Genomic DNA, 17,092 nt, shown 5'->3' with positions numbered 1-17,092 from the left:
CTTTCAGGCGGCCTGGGCGAGTTCGGACTCGTGCAGCTCGTCCGCGGCGGCCCAAGCGCGGGCGGCGGCGTCGAGCGCTTCGTCGCGGGTCATGCCGCGGCCTCGGCGTCGTCGGGGATCGAGAACAGCTCGTCGAGCGACACGTCCGGGAACGCGGCGCGGAGCGCGAGCATCAGGGCGGGAGTCGGCTTCTCGGCGCGGCGGCCGCGGGAGAAGGTCGACGCGCTCGTGCCCACCAGCTCGGCGAGCGCGGCATCGTTGCGGATGCCGCGTTCCTCCATGAGCCGATCGACGAGCGACCAGTTGGTGCGGATCGGGGAAGGCTTGCGAATGTTGCAGGTTTGCATGTCCGCCACGCTACGCCGCGGATTCGCAAACTTGCAACTCTCGCAAGATTCTTTCTATAGTGCGGCGCGCCTCCCGAATGAAGCCGCGCTATGCACTTAGTTCCCGCGAATGCAAGGAGTTGCAGATTCGCAAATCGCTCGCCATGCTGGGGGGATGAGTAACGATTGGGGAACGTACCTGCGGACGATTACCGACGGGGCGTCTGGGGCAGAAATCGCGCGTAAGTTGGGCGTGTCTGACTCGAAGGTCAGCTACTGGAAACGCGGCGAGCGCCCTCCGACGATCAGTGAGGCGATCACCGTCAGCAGGGCCTACGGCCGCCCGCCCCTCGAGGGGTTGGTAGCGGCCGGTTACCTTGAGGCCGACGAGGTCGCAGACCACGTCACCGTGCAGCCCGCCGTCCTCGGCGGGTTCACGGATGCCCAGCTCGCCGACGAGTTGCTGCGTCGCGCCCAGTCGCGCGGCCAGTAGCCGCCTCGCTGTCTGGGGGCGGCGTTAGGGTCGGACGTTCACACGCAACTCAAAGAGAACACGCAATCGAGGTACACATGCACGCAGCGGCCGCAGAAATCTATGGGGGACTCGGGTTCGGTTACGACCCGACGATGGAGGCGGCCGAGCACGGCATCCGGATCGATTTCGATCCGAACGCGGCCGACGTGGGCGAGTATGACCCGGCGAGCGCGGTGATCCGCGTCCGCCACTGCAGCCGCACCTACTATCGCTCCACGGCCACCTTCCAGCTCGCCCACGCCGTCCTCGAGCGGCCGTCGATCGCCGACGCGGTCCAGTTCGCGGCCGCGCGGCTGATAGACCGCGACGACCTCGAGGCGCTGGCGAGCGCGACCACGGACCGAGGGGTCTGGGCGAAAGCGCTCGGCATTCGGACCTGGCTTCTTCACGCCTACCTGCAGGTCCGCGCGGGCCTCCCGGTCACGGCATGAGCGCCCGGATCACTCGCCTCGCGGCTCCGGCCGTCGAGCGCGCCGTGATCTACCTCCGACAGTCGACCTATCGCGAGGAGTCGATCAGCCTCGAGGTGCAGGAGAACGCCGCGAGGCAGCACGCGGAGCGGAACGGATACGAGGTCGTCGGGGTCGAATCAGACCCCGGCGTCACCGGCCGCTCGTGGAAGCGCAGAGCGGGCGTCCAGGCGGCGATCGGTGCGCTCGAGGCGGGCACCGCCGACGTCGTGGTTGTCTGGCGCTGGTCGCGCCTCAGCCGCAGCCGCCGCGACTGGGCGGTCGCCGCCGACATGGCCGACCTCGCCGGAGGACGTATCGAGTCGGCCACCGAGCCGAACGACCGGACCGCAGCCGGACGCTTCGCCCGCGGAGTGATGACCGAGCTGGCAGCGTTCGAGTCGGAGCGCATCGGCGAGCAGTGGCAGGAGGCGCGCGACCACCGCGTCGCGCGCGGCCTCCCCTCCACGGGAGGCCCGCGCTTCGGCTACCAGCAGCAGCCCGATCGCACCTATGTGCCGGACCCCGAACTCGGCCCGGTCCTCGCAGAGCTCTACCGGCTCTATCTCAGCGGATGGGGGAGCGGGCAGCTCACGCGGTTGCTCAATGAGCGCGGCATCACCCGCGGCCGGACGAACCGGCCGTGGGCCTACCAGGACGTCACGCAGGTGCTCGACGCCGGGTTCGGCGCGGGCCTTCTGGTGAAGACGCCTCCGAGGCCGAAGGACCAGCCGCACGCAGCCGCGCGCAAGCTCCCCGTGTGGGAGCGCGAGTTCCGGCCGGGCGCGCACGAGCCGGTGATCGACGCCGCGACGTGGGACGCCTACGTGGCCGCGCGGCGAGCGCGCACGAAAGAGCGGGTGCGGAGTGGCCGCCCGATGCTCTCCGGGCTTCTCCGGTGCGAGGATTGCGGCGGCCCGATGCATCACAACGCCTGGAAGGGCGGCCGCATGTACATCTGCAGCCGCGGGTCGATGACGAACGCCGAGGGCATGCGCCAGGTCAGCGTCGCCGCCCACCGCGTCGAGGCGACCGTCGAGGAATGGGTGCTGCAGCTCGCCGACGACCTGAACGCACGCCGGAGCGCGGAACAGCAGACGGCCGAGCGCGGGCAGCGCGTCGAGATGACAGCGCGGCGAGCGCAGCAGCAGATCGAGCGAGTCGAGCAGCGCCTCGTCGCGCTCACGATGAAGCTCGCCGACGGCACCATGAGCGACGCGACCTATCGCCTCGCGGCCGCGACGCTCGAGGCCGAGCGGGACGACGCGACGCGGAGACTCCACGCGGCCGCGCGCAACCCCGAGCGGGAGGCCGCCCCGGCGCGCCTGTCGCCCGATCTGCGCCGTCAGTGGCCGGACATGACGCCCGAGGTGCGGAACGCGATCTTGCGCCCGCTGATCGCCCGCGTGGAGGTCCGGCGTGCAGCGCATCGCGGGGATCGGTCCGTGCGGTGGACGATCATTCCCACCTGGGCCGCCGAGGCGGAATAGAGAAGGGGCGGCCGAGAGGCCGCCCCTTTTCATTAGGTCTACTGCAGCCCTATGTCAAATGAACTGTCAGCCATGTGTCAACTGTAACCGGGGGCATCCGCATATGTCGCGCACGGCTGACGGAGGCGCAATGGAAGAGGCCCCTGGAACGGACCCGACGAGGATCCCGCGGATGCGGCTGCCCGCGAAGTCCTCGAAGAGACAGGGGCGCGAATTCGGATCACGGGAGTCATCGGCGCGTACGGAGGCGAACCGATGACGGTCACCTATCCCAATGGCGATCGGGTCGGCTACGTGACGATCGCGTACGAGTGCGAACTCCTCAGTGAGGCGACACCAGACCTCGACGAGATCCTCGAACTCGGCTGGTTCTCCCGTGACGCCATCTTCGATCTCCCACGGCGTGACTGGATAGATCGGGTCATCCGCGATACGCCGCACGGCGCTGCTGGGGTTACCGCCCGCTGAAGATCTCACCCCGCGCAGGGGCTCAGGGGCTCAGGGCGTACACATTGTCGGAGATCCGGGTGGCTCCGTCCGGGGTGGGATAGTCGTCCGGAACGGTGACGAAGTGGCCGGCGGGCCCGCTCATCTCGACGGGGCCGCCGTCGCCTCCGCAGACCATGTTCCCCACGGTCTCGTCCTGGTGGGCGAGCATACAGATCGATCCCTGATCGACCCCGCGCAACAGCCAGAGCGAGCTGCCGGAGTGCTCACCGACGAACCGTGCAGACGAGAGGTCGGCGACATCGCCGGAGTCCTGCTCGACGAAAGCGTCCGGCAGCGCGTCCGCGGGTGCGGCTTCCCGGTCCAGCACCGCGTAGCCGGTGGTGAAAGCGGCGCACCCGCTCAAGGCGGCCACGGACAGTGCCAGGACGAGGCCTGCCGTCATCCGTGCGATGGAAACCGAACCATGCGCCATGCAGGCAGTCTACGGGGCACCCCCGATCGAGACGTGGAAGCGTTTTCACATCCCGAGTGTGAGTTCTTCTCGGTCACGGGTTGATATCGACGCCCGCTCTCATTGCAAATGGCCGCGTTTTCGATGCATACTGTAAGCGCTTGCAGTCCTTGCAGGTGATCAGCACTGAGAGAGGCACACACCAATGAAGGTGAACAAGAGGGGCATCGTCGCCGCGGGCGCGATCGCCATCGTTTCGACTCTGACGCTTGCCGGCTGCTCCACGGGGACCAGCAGCGACGACACCTCCGGCTCCGACGACAGCGGGAAGCTGGTCGTCTGGGTCGATGCCGAGCGCGTCGACGCACTGCAGGGCGCTGCAGACGCCTACCAGGAGAAGACCGGCGTCAAGGTCGAGCTCACGGGCAAGTCGGTCGACGACATGAAGGACGACTTCATCCAGCAGGTTCCGACCGGCAAGGGCCCCGATATCGTCATGGGTGCACACGACTGGCTGGGCGAGCTCTCCACGAACGGGGTGGTCGCGCCGATCGAGCTCGGTGACAGCTCCGAGGACTACCTGCCCGTCGCGCTGCAGGCCGCCACCTACGACGGCACCGTCTACATGCTCCCGTACGCCGTCGAGAACATCGCAGTGCTGCGTAACGCCGACCTCGTTCCGGCCGCTGCGACCAGCTTCGACGACATGATCTCGAAGGGCACCTTCGTCGTGGAGCAGGGGACCGAGGGCAACCCGTACCACCTGTACCCGTTCCAGACCGCGTTCGGCGCCCCCGTGTTCGGCACCGACGACACCGGCAGCTACGACGCCACCGATCTCCAGCTGGGCAACGAGGGCGGCTTCGCCTTCGCCGACTGGCTGGGTGCGCAGGGCGCAGCGGGCGTCCTGAACACCGACGTCGACGGTGAGATCGCCAAGCAGCAGTTCCTCGACGGTACCGCGGCGTTCTGGCTGACCGGTCCGTGGAACGTGGGCGCGGCCACCGACGCGGGCATCAACGTCGCGATCGACCCGATCCCGAGCCCGACCGGTGAGACCGCATCGCCGTTCGCCGGTGTGAAGGGCTTCTTCGTGAGCTCGGAGTCGAAGAACAAGGTCGCCGCGAACGACTTCCTCGTCAACTACATCGGCACCGAAGACGTGCAGCTCGAACTGTTCCAGGCCGGCAACATCCTGCCGGCCCTGACCGCCGCAGCCGACACCGCCGCAGCCGATCCGATCATCGCCGGATTCCAGGCCGTCGGCGCCGACGCCGTCCCGATGCCGGCCATCCCGGCCATGGGTGCGGTGTGGCAGTACTGGGGTGTGGCCGAGGCCGCGATCATCAACGGCGAGGACCCGGCGACGACGTGGCAGAAGCTCGTCGACGACGTGACTGCCGCGATCAAGTAACAGCTGCGTTCAAGTAACAGCCAGAACACTGACTCTGCCGGGGTGGGCGTCCTCGCCCGCCCCGGCAGGATCATGACGAGGACGACATGACAGACACCGACGAGCGCACAGCTCCTCCGACCAGACGCCAGCGCCAGGCCGCGAAGATCGCGGAGGCCGCCTCCGGACCGATCGGCTGGATGCTGCTGAAGATCCTCCTGCTGGCCGTCGTCGACGCGATCGCGCTGTACGCGGCGTTCGTGCTCTTCGCCCACCAGGAATGGCTGATCCTCGGCATCGTCGTCGTGGTCGCCGTCCTCGTCAACTACATCTACTTCTCCCGCAAGCGCATCGCGGCGAAGTACCTCACGCCCGGCATCATCTTCCTGGTCGTGTTCCAGGTGTTCACGCTGCTCTACACCGGATACATCGGCTTCACGAACTACGGCACCGGCCACAACGGCACCAAGGACCAGGCGATCTCCTCGCTGCTCGCCTCGGCGCAGGAGCGGGTCGAGGACTCGCCGACCTACCCCGTGACCGTCGTGGAGCAGTTCGGCACCTACGCGCTGCTCGCGACCGATCCCGACACCGGCGATGCGCTCCTCGGCACCGCGGAGCAGCCTCTGGAAGAGATCGATGCCGAGTTCGAGGGCGGCAAGGCCGTCGCGGTCGACGGGTGGAGCACCCTCACGCTCGCGACCGTGTTCACGCTCTCCGAAGAGCTCGAGACGCTGTCCGTCCCCTTCAGCGACGACCCCAACGACGGCAGCCTGCGCGCGCCGGACGGACAGAAGGGCTACCTCTACGTCTCGACGCTCGAGTACGACGAGGCTGCGGACACCATCACCGACACGACCAGCGGGACGGTTTACTCCGACACCGGCGACGGAGCGTTCACCGCTCAGAACGGCGAGCAGCTGCTGCCCGGATGGCAGACCACCGTCGGCTTCGACAACTTCGTGCGCGCGGTGACCGACTCCTCGATCCGCGGCCCGCTCATCTCGGTCACGCTCTGGACCTTCGCGTTCGCGCTGATCTCGGTCGCGACGACGTTCTTCCTCGGGCTCCTGCTCGCGCTCGTCTTCAACAACACCCGCATGCGATTCCGCAACGGCTACCGGATCATCCTCATCCTTCCGTACGCGTTCCCGGCCTTCCTCTCCGCACTCGTCTGGGCCGGCATGATGAACGAGAGCTTCGGCTTCATCAACCAGGTGATCTTCGGCGGTGCCGCGATCCCGTGGCTCACCGACCCCGCCCTCGCCAAGGTGTCGGTGCTGCTGGTGAACCTGTGGCTCGGATTCCCCTACATGTTCCTCGTCTGCATGGGAGCGCTGCAGGGCATCCCGGAGGATGTGAACGAGGCGGCCGTGATGGACGGCGCGAACCCCTGGCAGGTCTTCCGGCGGATCAAGCTGCCGCTGCTGCTGGTCACCGTCGCGCCGCTGCTGATCTCGTCGTTCGCATTCAACTTCAACAACTTCAACCTGATCTACATGCTCACCAAGGGAGGGCCGCGCTTCAGCGACGTGTCGATCCCGGTCGGGCACACCGACATCCTGATCTCCATGGTCTACAAGGTGGCCTTCACCGGACAGACCCGTGACTACGGCCTGGCCTCGGCCTTCACCATCCTGATCTTCATCGTGGTCGCCACGATCTCGATCATCAGCTTCCGCAAGACCAAGGCCCTCGAGGAGCTGAACTGACATGAGCACCCAGAGTCCCACCACCGAGCGATCCGCCACCTCTTCCTCCACCAGCGACCTGCAGACGCTCGCCCCGCGGCGCCGCAGCTTCGGCGCGTGGTTCGCCGACACCGGATGGCGACACCTCGTCGCGATCGTCGTGAGCGCCTTCGCCCTGTTCCCGTTGCTCTACGTGGTCTCCGCCTCGCTGAACCCGAAGGGGACGCTGACAGGCTCGAACCAACTGTTCTCCGCCATCGGGATCGACAGCTACGTGCGCATCCTCAGCGATCCGCAGAATCCGTACGGCACGTGGTTCCTCAACACGCTGTTGATCGCCGTGGTCACCGGCGCGGTCACCGTCTTCATCGGAGCGTGCGCCGCATATGCCTTCTCGCGCATGCGGTTCGCGGGGCGGCGCGTCGGGCTCGTCACGATCGTCGTCGTGCAGATGTTCCCGCAACTGCTCGCCGTGGTCGCCATCTTCCTGCTCATGTCGACGCTGGGGGATTGGTTCCCCGCCATCGGCCTCAACACCCATACCGGACTGATCCTGGTGTACCTCGGCGGAGCGCTGGGTGTGAACACCTATCTGATGTACGGCTTCTTCAACACGATCCCGAAGGAGATCGACGAGGCGGCCCGCATCGACGGCGCCGGTCATGCGCGCATCTTCTTCACGATCATCCTGCGTCTGGTCGCGCCCATCCTCGCGGTGGTGGGACTGCTGTCGTTCATCGGCACCGTCAACGAGTACGTCATCGCGAGCGTGATGCTCGTCGACGTGGACCAGCAGACTCTCGTGGTCGGACTCACCAAACTCGTGGCCAACCCGCGCTATGCGGACTGGTCGGCATTCTCCGCCGGCGCCGTGATGGCGGCGATCCCGGTGATGATCCTGTTCCTCTTCCTGCAGAAGTACATCGTCGGCGGACTGACCGCAGGCGCGACCAAGGGGTGACGCAACGGGCGGTCGTCCCTTCGGTGGCGACGGCCCTCTCTCCCAGAGCCGTCCTCGCTCACTTGTCTCGCATGCTACCTTGTCGTGCATGACAGTGGATGTCGGCGCGCAGATGCGCAAGGGAGTGGTCGAGTACTGCGTGCTCGGGCTGCTCGCGCGTGAGCCGATGTACGGCTGGCAGTTGGCGGATGCGCTCACCGACGCGGGATTGATCGCCAGCATCGGCACGCTGTATCCGCTTCTCGGGCGGCTGAGGGACAACGGGTGGGTCACGACGTTCGACCAGCCCTCCGAGAGCGGTCCGGTGCGAAAGTACTATCGGCTCACCGCGACCGGTATCGACCAGCTCGAGCGCTTCCGTACGCAGTGGACACCGTTCGCCCGTGTGGTCACGGGCATCGTCGGAGAGGGATGACCATGGCAGGGCTCACCGCAGACACCCTTCGCGAGAAATACCTCATACGGCTGGACGAGGCGATGCGCGGACTGCCGCACGGCGTCGCGACCGACATCCGCGCAGGCATCCTCGAGGAGCTCCACGGGCTCGACGCCGATGCGACGGCCGCGCGGATCGCCCGCCTCGGCGACCCGGCAGCGATCGCCCGCGAGGCGCAGGCCGAGCTGCCGGCGGGAGGTTCCGTCCCTGTTGCGGCGCCGGTGCCCCGACCGTCGGAGCCCCGTCCCGCAGCGACCTCCACGCGGGGGTTCGCGATCGCCACGGCTCTGGTGCTGAGCTTCGGGGGGATCGTCGTTCCGGTCGTGGGATGGTTCGTCGGCGCCGTGCTCGTGAGCCTGAGCTCGATGTGGAAGACGGGGGAGAAGGTCGTGGCGATCGTGGTGCCGTTCGTCGTGGGTGGCCTGTCGATCCTCGCCATCTCGACGATGGTCACCGTTTCCGCGGGGGAGTCGAGCGGCAGCTCCTCGGGAACCGGAACCCCGCCGTCCGTGAACAACCCCTTGATTCCGGCCTGGTACGACCTGATCTGGATGGGCGTCTGGGGTATCGGTGTTCTCCTCATCCCGCTCTCGGGCCTCTGGTTGCTCTGGCGCCTCCGCGGTCGAGCCGCACGGTGACCCGGCACGAGGCGCATCGAACGTCGGCGTTGCTCCGCGGCACGTCGGTGCTTCGGTCGTAGCGTGGAGGCATGGCACGGGTGGGTGGACGCAACCTCGGGATGAGCTGGTTCGCCGGCATCGTGTGCGTCGGCATCATCGGAGGCCTCGTGTGGCTGTCGCTCCCGATGGTCCCGGTGCTCGCGCAGTTCGCCGGTGATGCACTGCGCAGCGCGCTCCCCTGAACCCGCGTCACGGTGATGTGTCCTCGCGTATGACGACACGTCGGCACGCCTCCGCGAGCGGTTGTTCGCTCGGAGGTACCCTCACAATGCACGTATCCGATGAGAGGCGCACCCCATGAGTGACCCCGACGTTCCCCAGCCCGAGAAGCCGGCTGACGTTGACGACGTCGTCGGCAGTGCGAACGAAGGCCTGGATGCCGCCGCGGCTGCAGGTGCGGATGTTCCCGGCAACAACGACGGCGTGAACGACGGCCTCGATCAGAAGCCCGTCGCCGCACCGGTCGATCCCGACCTCGCCGCATTCGAAGAAGCCGAGCGCGATCACCCCGGGACATTCGCGTCCCCGCCACCGGCAGCTGCTCCTGCTCCGGTCGCCCCGACGCGCGACTACTCCGAAGAGGTCAGGGCTCAGGCCGACGCCGAGACCGCCTCCTTCTACCCCGAGCCGATCGTGGGCGAGCCGGTCCCGTTCGGGCATGAGCAGTCGGGTATGGCCGGTGCCGCATACGCCCAGTACGGCGATGAGGCCGACACGCGCGTGGTCCCGTCCGAACCGCTCGTCGCCGCGGCCGCCGCACAGCCGCAGCCGATCTTCGTTCAGGCTCCTGAGCCGCCCCGTGACCGCGGCAACCGCGGCACCGCGGGAGCCATCGGACTCCTGGCGACACTCGTCTTCGCGGTGCTGTACCTCGGTGCGGCGCTGGGACTCGGCGCGATCGCCGGAGACGTGACCGGCGAGAACATCGGTCAGACCGCGATCGCCCCCCTGACCACCTGGGGCTACTGGACGCCCGTCGTGGTGTTCTTCCTCGGCTTCTGGCTGCTGGGCGCGATCATCAACAGGGGGCGCTGGGGGCTCTGGGTCGTCTTCGGCATCATCGTCGGCGTCATCGCGTACGCGGGCCATATCCTCGGACAGTTGTTCGAGGCCCCGTTCTGGAAGCTCAGCGCGAGCCAGGGCCTCGACCTCGTCGGAGAGCAGCTGCTCGCCCCGCTCGCGATCGCGGCCTTCGTGTTCGCCCGTGAACTGACCATCTGGTTCGGTGCCTGGGTCGCCCGCAGCGGTGCCCGCAAGACCGAGTTGAACGCCGAGGCGCAGCGCGAGTACGAGCGCACCCTCGAAGCCGGCCCGACACTGTCGAGGTAATCACGAACTCCACCACGCCGAACCCCCGCGGACCCGAGTCCGCGGGGGTTTCGGCTGTCCTGGCCGTCGTGCTCGCGACCATCAGCTTCTTCGCGCTCGCCGTCTTCGCACTCGGCGCCGTGAGCATCGTCACCGACACGGACATCATCGCGGTCCCGGATCTCGGCCAGATGCCGGGCGTCGTCGGCATGCTCGCGGCGGTCGTCGCGTTCGCGCTCATGCTGTGGTCGACGCTGCGTCGACCACAGCCGTCATACGTCGCGACGATCGCGATCGCGCTGGTGGCGGGACTCGCCCATCTGATCGCGGTATGGGGAGCCGTGCTCATCGGCGCGGGAAGCGTCGTGCTCGCAACGGCGGTCGCCGGTGACCTCGTACGCGGCGGGGCGAGTGCGGTCCTCGTGTTGGCGGGTCTGATCGCGGGATGGGGTGGGATCGCGCTGCGTCGCACGCGCGCCGAGCATCCGCGCTGGCCGTGGGAGCGCGACGAAGACGAGTGAGGCCCGAGCGATCCGCCTCCGCGCCCCGCCGGGGTCGGGAAATCGCGACGGTGACGGGCGACGCGCCGTACGCTGGTGGGGTGGAGCGCTCGTTGGAGACGCAGGTGGACCAGGCCGTGGAGGCCTGGTTGCGCTGGGTGCCGCGCTGGGAGCCGGCAACCCATCGTGGCCGTGTCGCGCCGTGTCGCCGGTGTCTCGGATCGCCCATCCTCTCCGCGGCCGGCATCGGGGCGAACGTGCCGCACGGCGTTCAGCACGGGTTGTCGACGCGCATCAAGACCATCGTCGATCATGCCGTCGCCGAGTACACGGCCCGGAATCTGCCGATGCTGCAGCGGGAACTCGATCAGCAGGCCGCACGGAACCGCGCCCGCAGCTACCGCCCGGCCGAGGATCTCGATCCCGAGTTCGACGGGCTGCCTCTCGATCCGGACCCCGTGCCCGGTGCGCCGTTCCTGTTCACGATCGCGGGGCTCGCCGACGACTCCGCTGCAGAGCTGCCCGCCCTCCCTCCGCTCACGGAGGAAGCGAAGATCGCCCTTCGCCAGGAGGTCGCTCTCGCCGACGAGTACGCCAACATGGTCGGCCGCGAGATCTGCGGCATCCTGCTGCGTCATCGCGTCTACATCCAGGCCGCAATCTCGCAACACGTCGAGCCGCAGATCGAGGCGCTTCTGGCCGAGCTCACCGAGTCGCTGGACTCGCCGTTCGACCCTGACCTGCCCTAGTCGACAGCGTCCGCCACCTCGACACGGGAGGGGAGGGGCCTCGCCGCACGCTTCGCCGACCTCGCGCTCATTTGACCGCTACGTTACGCGGCATTACACTTGATCAGGTGTGTGCACGCCTACGCGTGTGCGCTGGGCGCCGGCACCTTGTCGGTCCGCCCCCACGGCATACCCATCACACCAAAAGCTCGTCGGTTCCGGCGTGCCGGTGGGTCATGATGTGAAACCCATCACGCTGTCACCGTGCAGCACTATGAGGAGAGAACGTGCCAACCATTCAGCAGTTGGTTCGCAAGGGTCGCTCGCCCAAGGTCACCAAGACCAAGGCGCCGGCGCTCAAGTCGAACCCGCAGCAGGCCGGGGTCTGCACCCGCGTCTACACCACCACCCCGAAGAAGCCGAACTCGGCGATGCGCAAGGTCGCACGTGTGAAGCTCCGCAACGGCACCGAGGTCACCGCGTACATCCCCGGTGAGGGTCACAACCTGCAGGAGCACTCGCTCGTGCTCGTGCGTGGCGGTCGTGTCAAGGACCTCCCCGGTGTGCGTTACAAGATCGTCCGTGGCGCCCTGGACACCCAGGCAGTCAAGAACCGTAAGCAGGCTCGTTCCCGCTACGGCGCGAAGAAGGGTTGAGTTAGATGCCTCGTAAGGGACCCGCCCCGAAGCGCCCCGTCGTCAACGACCCGGTATACGGCGCACCGATCGTCACCTCGCTGGTGAACAAGATCCTCGTCGACGGCAAGAAGTCGCTGGCCGAGTCGATCGTCTACGGCGCCCTCCGCGGCGTCGAGGCGAAGAACGGTCAGGACGCCGTCGCCACGCTGAAGAAGGCGCTCGACAACGTGCGCCCGACCCTCGAGGTCCGCAGCCGCCGCGTCGGTGGCTCGACCTACCAGGTGCCGGTCGAGGTCAAGCCTCACCGCGCCAACACGCTCGCTCTGCGCTGGCTCGTCAGCTACGCGAAGGGCCGTCGTGAGAAGACGATGACCGAGCGTCTGCAGAACGAGATCCTCGACGCATCCAACGGCCTGGGTGCCGCGGTCAAGCGCCGCGAGGACACGCACAAGATGGCCGAGTCGAACCGCGCGTTCGCTCACTACCGCTGGTAAACAGCTTCGCCCTCCCCTCGGCCACTCGCCGAGGGGAGGGCACCCCCTCTTCGCAGTACGACTGCTCGAAAAGATAAGGACACTCCTGTGGCACAAGACGTGCTCACGGACCTGAGCAAGGTCCGCAACATCGGCATCATGGCGCACATCGATGCCGGCAAGACCACGACGACCGAGCGCATCCTGTTCTACACGGGCGTCAACCACAAGCTCGGTGAGACGCACGATGGCGCCTCGACCACCGACTGGATGGAGCAGGAGAAGGAGCGCGGCATCACGATCACGTCTGCCGCCGTGACCTGCTACTGGAACAAGAACCAGATCAACATCATCGACACCCCCGGCCACGTGGACTTCACGGTCGAGGTGGAGCGCTCGCTCCGCGTCCTCGATGGTGCTGTCGCCGTGTTCGACGGCAAGGAGGGCGTCGAGCCCCAGTCCGAGACCGTCTGGCGTCAGGCCGACAAGTACAACGTCCCGCGCATCTGCTTCGTCAACAAGATGGACAAGCTCGGCGCGGACTTCTACTTCACCGTCGACACGATCATCAACCGTCTGGGAGCCAAGCCGCTCGTCATCCAGCTGCCGATCGGCGCGGAGAGCGACTTCATCGGTGTCGTCGACCTGGTCGAGATGCGTGCACTGGTCTGGGCCGGAGACTCCAAGGGTGACGTCACCATGGGCGCCTCCTACGAGATCCAGGAGATCCCGGAAGACCTCAAGGAGAAGGCTGCCGAGTACCGTCAGCAGCTCCTCGAGACCGTCGCCGAGACCGACGACGCGCTGCTCGAGAAGTTCTTCGGTGGCGAGGAGCTCACGGTCGCCGAGATCAAGGGCGCGATCCGCAAGCTGACCGTCGCCAGCGAGATCTACCCGGTCCTCTGCGGTTCGGCGTTCAAGAACCGCGGCGTCCAGCCGATGCTCGACGCGGTCGTCGACTACCTCCCGAACCCGCTCGACGTGGGCTCGATCGAGGCGCACGACCCGAAGGACTACGACACGATCATCGAGCGTCACCCCGACGCCAATGACCCGTTCGCCGCCCTCGCGTTCAAGGTCGCTGTGCACCCGTTCTTCGGTCGCCTCACCTATGTGCGCGTGTACTCGGGTCACCTCGACTCCGGTTCTGCGGTCGTCAACTCGACCAAGAACAAGAAGGAGCGCATCGGGAAGATCTTCCAGATGCACGCCAACAAGGAGATCCCGGTTCCCTCGGTCACCGCCGGCAACATCTACGCGGTCATCGGCCTCAAGGACACCACCACGGGTGACACCCTCACCGACCCGACGGCGCCCGTCGTCCTCGAGTCGATGACGTTCCCCGAGCCCGTCATCGAGGTCGCGATCGAGCCGAAGACCAAGGCCGATCAGGAGAAGCTGGGTGTCGCCATCCAGAAGCTCGCTGAAGAGGACCCGACCTTCCGCACGGAGCTCAACCCCGAGACCGGTCAGACGACCATCAAGGGCATGGGCGAGCTGCACCTCGACATCCTCGTCGACCGCATGAAGCGCGAGTTCAACGTCGAGGCCAACGTCGGCAAGCCGCAGGTGGCGTACCGCGAGACGATCCGCAAGACCGTCGAGAAGCACGACTACACGCACAAGAAGCAGACCGGTGGTTCTGGTCAGTTCGCAAAGATCCAGTTCACCATCGAGCCGCTCGACCTCGATTCCGAGAAGACCTACGAGTTCGTGAACGCCGTCACCGGTGGTCGCATCCCTCGTGAGTACATCGGCTCGATCGACGCCGGTTTCCAGGACGCGATGAACGTCGGTGTGCTCGCGGGCTACCCGATGGTCGGCGTCAAGGCGACCATCGTCGATGGTGCGGCGCACGACGTCGACTCCTCGGAGATGGCGTTCAAGATCGCGGGCTCCATGGGCTTCAAGGAGGCCGCTCGCCGTGCCAACCCCGTGCTGCTCGAGCCGCTGATGGCCGTCGAGGTCCGTACTCCCGAGGAGTACATGGGCGACGTCATCGGCGACCTGAACTCGCGTCGTGGCCAGATCCAGTCGATGGAAGACGCCGCCGGCGTCAAGGTCGTCCGTGCTCAGGTCCCGCTGTCCGAGATGTTCGGCTACATCGGCGACCTGCGCTCGAAGACCTCGGGCCGTGCCGTCTACTCCATGGAGTTCCACAGCTACGCTGAGGTTCCCCGTGCTGTGGCCGACGAGATCGTCCAGAAGACCAAGGGCGAGTAATCACCCTTCTGGGTTCCCCGCGGCGCCGAGCGCTGCGAAGCGCCGCGGGGTTCCCAGGTCACCTACAACTTCACATTCCCTCTCTACTAAACTGAGAACCTAACCCGTAGAGAACCGGTCGCAAACCAGTGCCCGGTCACCTCTACAACGACGTCCTGAGGAGGACCCAGTGGCTAAGGCCAAGTTCGAGCGGACCAAGCCGCACGTCAACATCGGAACGATCGGTCACGTCGACCACGGCAAGACCACGCTCTCCGCAGCGATCTCGAAGGTGCTTGCTGACAAGTACCCGTCCGACACCAACGTGCAGCGCGACTTCGCTTCCATCGACTCGGCGCCGGAAGAGCGCCAGCGTGGTATCACCATCAACATCTCGCACATCGAGTACGAGACCCCGAAGCGCCACTACGCGCACGTTGACGCTCCCGGCCACGCCGACTACGTCAAGAACATGATCACCGGTGCGGCTCAGATGGACGGCGCGATCCTCGTGGTCGCCGCCACCGACGGCCCGATGGCTCAGACGCGTGAGCACGTGCTGCTCGCCAAGCAGGTCGGCGTTCCGTACCTGCTGGTCGCGCTGAACAAGTCCGACATGGTCGACGACGAGGAGATCCTGGAGCTCGTCGAGCTCGAGGTCCGCGAGCTGCTCGCCGGCCAGGGCTTCGACGAGGACGCTCCTGTCGTCCGCGTCTCCGCTCTCAAGGCCCTCGAGGGCGACGAGAAGTGGACCCAGGCGATCCTGGACCTGATGCAGGCTGTCGACGACAGCGTTCCGGACCCGGAGCGTGACCGTGACAAGCCGTTCCTGATGCCCGTCGAGGACGTCTTCACGATCACCGGTCGTGGAACCGTCGTCACGGGTCGCGCCGAGCGTGGCACGCTGGCCATCAACTCCGAGGTCGAGATCGTCGGACTCCGTCCGACCGTCAAGACCACGGTCACGGGTATCGAGATGTTCCACAAGCAGCTCGACGAGGCCTGGGCCGGCGAGAACTGTGGTCTGCTGCTCCGCGGCACCAAGCGTGAGGACGTCGAGCGCGGTCAGGTCATCGTCAAGCCGGGTTCGGTCACCCCTCACACCGACTTCGAGGGCACCGCGTACATCCTGTCCAAGGACGAGGGTGGCCGTCACAACCCGTTCTACACGAACTACCGCCCGCAGTTCTACTTCCGCACCACCGACGTCACCGGCGTCATCTCGCTGCCCGAGGGCACCGAGATGGTCATGCCCGGCGACACCACCGACATGACGGTCGAGCTGATCCAGCCGATCGCCATGGAGGAGGGCCTCGGCTTCGCCATCCGTGAGGGTGGACGCACCGTGGGCGCCGGTACGGTCACGAAGATCATCAAGTAAGCATCTGCTTCCTCGCAGAGGGGTCGGGCCTTCGGGCCCGGCCCCTCTGTCGTTCACGCCGCGTTCTCGCTGACCCCGCCACTCGAGGGTTCCGTTTGCCTGGACGGACATGCACAATGAGTGTGGTCGGCCCGCTCGGCCGGCAGCACACCTTCAGAAGGGGAATCACATGGGCATCGAAGACGCCGTGAACAAGGGCAAGGACCTGTACGAGCAGAACAAGGACAAGATCGCCGAGGCCGTCAAGAGCGAGCAGGCTGAGGACATCAGCGACAAGGTGCTCGACGGCGTCGCCGACTTCGCCAAGAAGATCGCCCCCGGTGCTGCCGACAAGATCGACGAGATCCGCGACGGCGCCGACAAGGCCGTCGGCAACGAGTAAGACGAAGCACCAGCCCTGAGCGGCGATCCACCACCGGTGGGTCGCCGCTCCTGCGTGCCGGCGGATCGGGCGTCGCTTTCGGGATGTCTTCGGATGTGGCGCATTCACGGTTGTATCCAGTAGGATCGTCTCGACCGCCTGGGGATCTTGCGGTCGGGGAAGCCGAAGGGGTTCGGTTTCCCGAAGCACGCGGGGTTCCGCGTACAAACTGGGGATAAGCGATCTTGGGGATCATCGTGCGACGCGCGCAATCAATGCGCCTGAGCGTCTCCCTGCCTGCGCGGCGGGTCTTCCGCCGCGCCCTCGGTCGAGGAGTCGGGCGTCCCTTCACGCCTGACTACTCGCGTTCGGTGTGCCCCCTCGCACTGAACGCCCTCCCCAAGCGGGGCGAGGCATGGGGATGCCTCGCCCCGCTATCTCCCGCGAACTGACCGTTGCAGCGCTGTGCGGACTCGTGTTCGGCGACCGCGACACGCCCGGGTTTGCGGAAGTGAAATCAGCCGTGGCAGAATAGACAGGTTCGATATTCCGTCGCCGCTGTGCGTGCGTCGGATCACTGCCAGGGCAGTGCATAGACGGCGCCTCCTCCGGGACGGCGCAGGGTTCTAGGCCGCGGGT

Annotated in this window: 19 protein-coding genes and 1 pseudogene; 18 read left to right on the top strand and 2 right to left on the bottom strand. The window is 66.8% G+C overall.

Annotated elements, in window-relative coordinates; translation table 11 throughout:
• Positions 1 to 89: 89 nt before the first annotated feature.
• Positions 90 to 347 carry a hypothetical protein gene (locus tag ACIQLD_RS07820; RefSeq protein ID WP_402606952.1) on the bottom strand — a complete coding sequence of 86 codons (258 nt, stop codon included), beginning with the start codon at positions 345 to 347 and terminating at the stop codon, positions 90 to 92.
• A 109-nt stretch (positions 348 to 456) separates the two neighbouring features.
• Between ACIQLD_RS07820 and ACIQLD_RS07815 the strand changes: the two genes are divergently transcribed.
• From ACIQLD_RS07815 to ACIQLD_RS07800, 4 genes and pseudogenes are all read left to right on the top strand, one after another.
• On the top strand, positions 457 to 819 hold the full coding sequence (locus ACIQLD_RS07815) for a helix-turn-helix domain-containing protein (RefSeq protein ID WP_402606950.1): 363 nt from the start codon (positions 457 to 459) through the stop codon (positions 817 to 819).
• A 77-nt stretch (positions 820 to 896) separates the two neighbouring features.
• Positions 897 to 1,292 (top strand): hypothetical protein, encoded by a 396-nt coding sequence (locus ACIQLD_RS07810; protein ID WP_402606948.1) that lies wholly within the window; start codon positions 897 to 899, stop codon positions 1,290 to 1,292.
• On the top strand, positions 1,289 to 2,800 hold the full coding sequence (locus tag ACIQLD_RS07805; RefSeq protein WP_402606945.1) for a recombinase family protein: 1,512 nt from the start codon (positions 1,289 to 1,291) through the stop codon (positions 2,798 to 2,800). Before ACIQLD_RS07810 ends, ACIQLD_RS07805 begins: the two co-directional genes overlap by 4 nt.
• Positions 2,801 to 2,965: 165 nt before the next feature.
• A pseudogene (locus tag ACIQLD_RS07800) lies at positions 2,966 to 3,268 on the top strand (NUDIX domain-containing protein); the annotation flags it as partial.
• Between the two features lie 22 nt (positions 3,269 to 3,290).
• Here the strand turns inward: ACIQLD_RS07800 and ACIQLD_RS07795 are convergent.
• Positions 3,291 to 3,722 carry a hypothetical protein gene (locus tag ACIQLD_RS07795; RefSeq protein WP_402606943.1) on the bottom strand — a complete coding sequence of 144 codons (432 nt, stop codon included), beginning with the start codon at positions 3,720 to 3,722 and terminating at the stop codon, positions 3,291 to 3,293.
• Positions 3,723 to 3,906: 184 nt separating this feature from the next.
• Here ACIQLD_RS07795 and ACIQLD_RS07790 point away from each other — a divergent pair, with 184 nt between their 5' ends.
• From ACIQLD_RS07790 to ACIQLD_RS07725, 14 genes are all read left to right on the top strand, one after another.
• On the top strand, positions 3,907 to 5,115 hold the full coding sequence (locus ACIQLD_RS07790) for an extracellular solute-binding protein (protein ID WP_402606940.1): 1,209 nt from the start codon (positions 3,907 to 3,909) through the stop codon (positions 5,113 to 5,115).
• 86 nt (positions 5,116 to 5,201) lie between these two features.
• Positions 5,202 to 6,806 (top strand): ABC transporter permease subunit, encoded by a 1,605-nt coding sequence (locus tag ACIQLD_RS07785; RefSeq protein ID WP_402606938.1) that lies wholly within the window; start codon positions 5,202 to 5,204, stop codon positions 6,804 to 6,806.
• Between the two features lies 1 nt (position 6,807).
• The gene (locus tag ACIQLD_RS07780) at positions 6,808 to 7,746 is read left to right on the top strand and encodes a sugar ABC transporter permease (RefSeq protein WP_402606936.1); all 939 of its coding nucleotides are present in this window, start codon (positions 6,808 to 6,810) and stop codon (positions 7,744 to 7,746) included.
• Between the two features lie 88 nt (positions 7,747 to 7,834).
• A complete protein-coding gene (locus tag ACIQLD_RS07775; protein WP_402606933.1) occupies positions 7,835 to 8,161 on the top strand; it encodes a PadR family transcriptional regulator in 327 nt (108 codons plus the stop codon).
• A gap of 2 nt (positions 8,162 to 8,163) precedes the next feature.
• Positions 8,164 to 8,820 (top strand): hypothetical protein, encoded by a 657-nt coding sequence (locus ACIQLD_RS07770; protein ID WP_402606931.1) that lies wholly within the window; start codon positions 8,164 to 8,166, stop codon positions 8,818 to 8,820.
• Positions 8,821 to 8,891: 71 nt separating this feature from the next.
• Positions 8,892 to 9,044: a hypothetical protein gene (locus tag ACIQLD_RS07765; protein WP_168441077.1), complete on the top strand. Its 153-nt coding sequence runs from the start codon at positions 8,892 to 8,894 to the stop codon at positions 9,042 to 9,044.
• A gap of 115 nt (positions 9,045 to 9,159) precedes the next feature.
• A complete protein-coding gene (locus tag ACIQLD_RS07760; RefSeq protein ID WP_402606928.1) occupies positions 9,160 to 10,191 on the top strand; it encodes an ABC transporter in 1,032 nt (343 codons plus the stop codon).
• A 68-nt stretch (positions 10,192 to 10,259) separates the two neighbouring features.
• Positions 10,260 to 10,691 (top strand): hypothetical protein, encoded by a 432-nt coding sequence (locus ACIQLD_RS07755; protein ID WP_402606925.1) that lies wholly within the window; start codon positions 10,260 to 10,262, stop codon positions 10,689 to 10,691.
• Between the two features lie 80 nt (positions 10,692 to 10,771).
• Positions 10,772 to 11,419: a spermidine/putrescine ABC transporter substrate-binding protein gene (locus ACIQLD_RS07750; protein WP_402606922.1), complete on the top strand. Its 648-nt coding sequence runs from the start codon at positions 10,772 to 10,774 to the stop codon at positions 11,417 to 11,419.
• 266 nt (positions 11,420 to 11,685) lie between these two features.
• On the top strand, positions 11,686 to 12,054 hold the full coding sequence (gene rpsL, locus ACIQLD_RS07745) for a 30S ribosomal protein S12 (protein ID WP_017201609.1): 369 nt from the start codon (positions 11,686 to 11,688) through the stop codon (positions 12,052 to 12,054).
• Between the two features lie 5 nt (positions 12,055 to 12,059).
• On the top strand, positions 12,060 to 12,530 hold the full coding sequence (gene rpsG, locus ACIQLD_RS07740) for a 30S ribosomal protein S7 (protein ID WP_017201608.1): 471 nt from the start codon (positions 12,060 to 12,062) through the stop codon (positions 12,528 to 12,530).
• Between the two features lie 87 nt (positions 12,531 to 12,617).
• Positions 12,618 to 14,732: an elongation factor G gene (fusA, locus tag ACIQLD_RS07735; protein ID WP_270409980.1), complete on the top strand. Its 2,115-nt coding sequence runs from the start codon at positions 12,618 to 12,620 to the stop codon at positions 14,730 to 14,732.
• Positions 14,733 to 14,901: 169 nt separating this feature from the next.
• The gene (gene tuf / locus ACIQLD_RS07730) at positions 14,902 to 16,092 is read left to right on the top strand and encodes an elongation factor Tu (RefSeq protein ID WP_017829210.1); all 1,191 of its coding nucleotides are present in this window, start codon (positions 14,902 to 14,904) and stop codon (positions 16,090 to 16,092) included.
• 169 nt (positions 16,093 to 16,261) lie between these two features.
• Positions 16,262 to 16,474 (top strand): hypothetical protein, encoded by a 213-nt coding sequence (locus tag ACIQLD_RS07725; protein WP_021201124.1) that lies wholly within the window; start codon positions 16,262 to 16,264, stop codon positions 16,472 to 16,474.
• Positions 16,475 to 17,092 lie beyond the last annotated feature (618 nt).

The sequence above is a fragment of the Microbacterium sp. NPDC091662 genome (assembly GCF_044756705.1).
Taxonomy (GTDB): domain Bacteria; phylum Actinomycetota; class Actinomycetes; order Actinomycetales; family Microbacteriaceae; genus Microbacterium.
Note: the sequence above shows the minus strand (reverse complement) of the source record. Positions and strands in the feature narration are given on the sequence as shown.

What these genes read in the sequence shown, in the direction of transcription:
- ACIQLD_RS07820 (WP_402606952.1), bottom strand. Translation starts at nt 347, where the DNA reads ATGCAAACCTGCAACATTCGCAAGCCTTCCCCGATCCGCACCAACTGG.
- ACIQLD_RS07815 (WP_402606950.1), top strand. Translation starts at nt 457, where the DNA reads ATGCAAGGAGTTGCAGATTCGCAAATCGCTCGCCATGCTGGGGGGATG.
- ACIQLD_RS07810 (WP_402606948.1), top strand. Translation starts at nt 897, where the DNA reads ATGCACGCAGCGGCCGCAGAAATCTATGGGGGACTCGGGTTCGGTTAC.
- ACIQLD_RS07805 (WP_402606945.1), top strand. Translation starts at nt 1,289, where the DNA reads ATGAGCGCCCGGATCACTCGCCTCGCGGCTCCGGCCGTCGAGCGCGCC.
- ACIQLD_RS07795 (WP_402606943.1), bottom strand. Translation starts at nt 3,722, where the DNA reads ATGGCGCATGGTTCGGTTTCCATCGCACGGATGACGGCAGGCCTCGTC.
- ACIQLD_RS07790 (WP_402606940.1), top strand. Translation starts at nt 3,907, where the DNA reads ATGAAGGTGAACAAGAGGGGCATCGTCGCCGCGGGCGCGATCGCCATC.
- ACIQLD_RS07785 (WP_402606938.1), top strand. Translation starts at nt 5,202, where the DNA reads ATGACAGACACCGACGAGCGCACAGCTCCTCCGACCAGACGCCAGCGC.
- ACIQLD_RS07780 (WP_402606936.1), top strand. Translation starts at nt 6,808, where the DNA reads ATGAGCACCCAGAGTCCCACCACCGAGCGATCCGCCACCTCTTCCTCC.
- ACIQLD_RS07775 (WP_402606933.1), top strand. Translation starts at nt 7,835, where the DNA reads ATGACAGTGGATGTCGGCGCGCAGATGCGCAAGGGAGTGGTCGAGTAC.
- ACIQLD_RS07770 (WP_402606931.1), top strand. Translation starts at nt 8,164, where the DNA reads ATGGCAGGGCTCACCGCAGACACCCTTCGCGAGAAATACCTCATACGG.
- ACIQLD_RS07765 (WP_168441077.1), top strand. Translation starts at nt 8,892, where the DNA reads ATGGCACGGGTGGGTGGACGCAACCTCGGGATGAGCTGGTTCGCCGGC.
- ACIQLD_RS07760 (WP_402606928.1), top strand. Translation starts at nt 9,160, where the DNA reads ATGAGTGACCCCGACGTTCCCCAGCCCGAGAAGCCGGCTGACGTTGAC.
- rpsG (WP_017201608.1), top strand. Translation starts at nt 12,060, where the DNA reads ATGCCTCGTAAGGGACCCGCCCCGAAGCGCCCCGTCGTCAACGACCCG.
- ACIQLD_RS07725 (WP_021201124.1), top strand. Translation starts at nt 16,262, where the DNA reads ATGGGCATCGAAGACGCCGTGAACAAGGGCAAGGACCTGTACGAGCAG.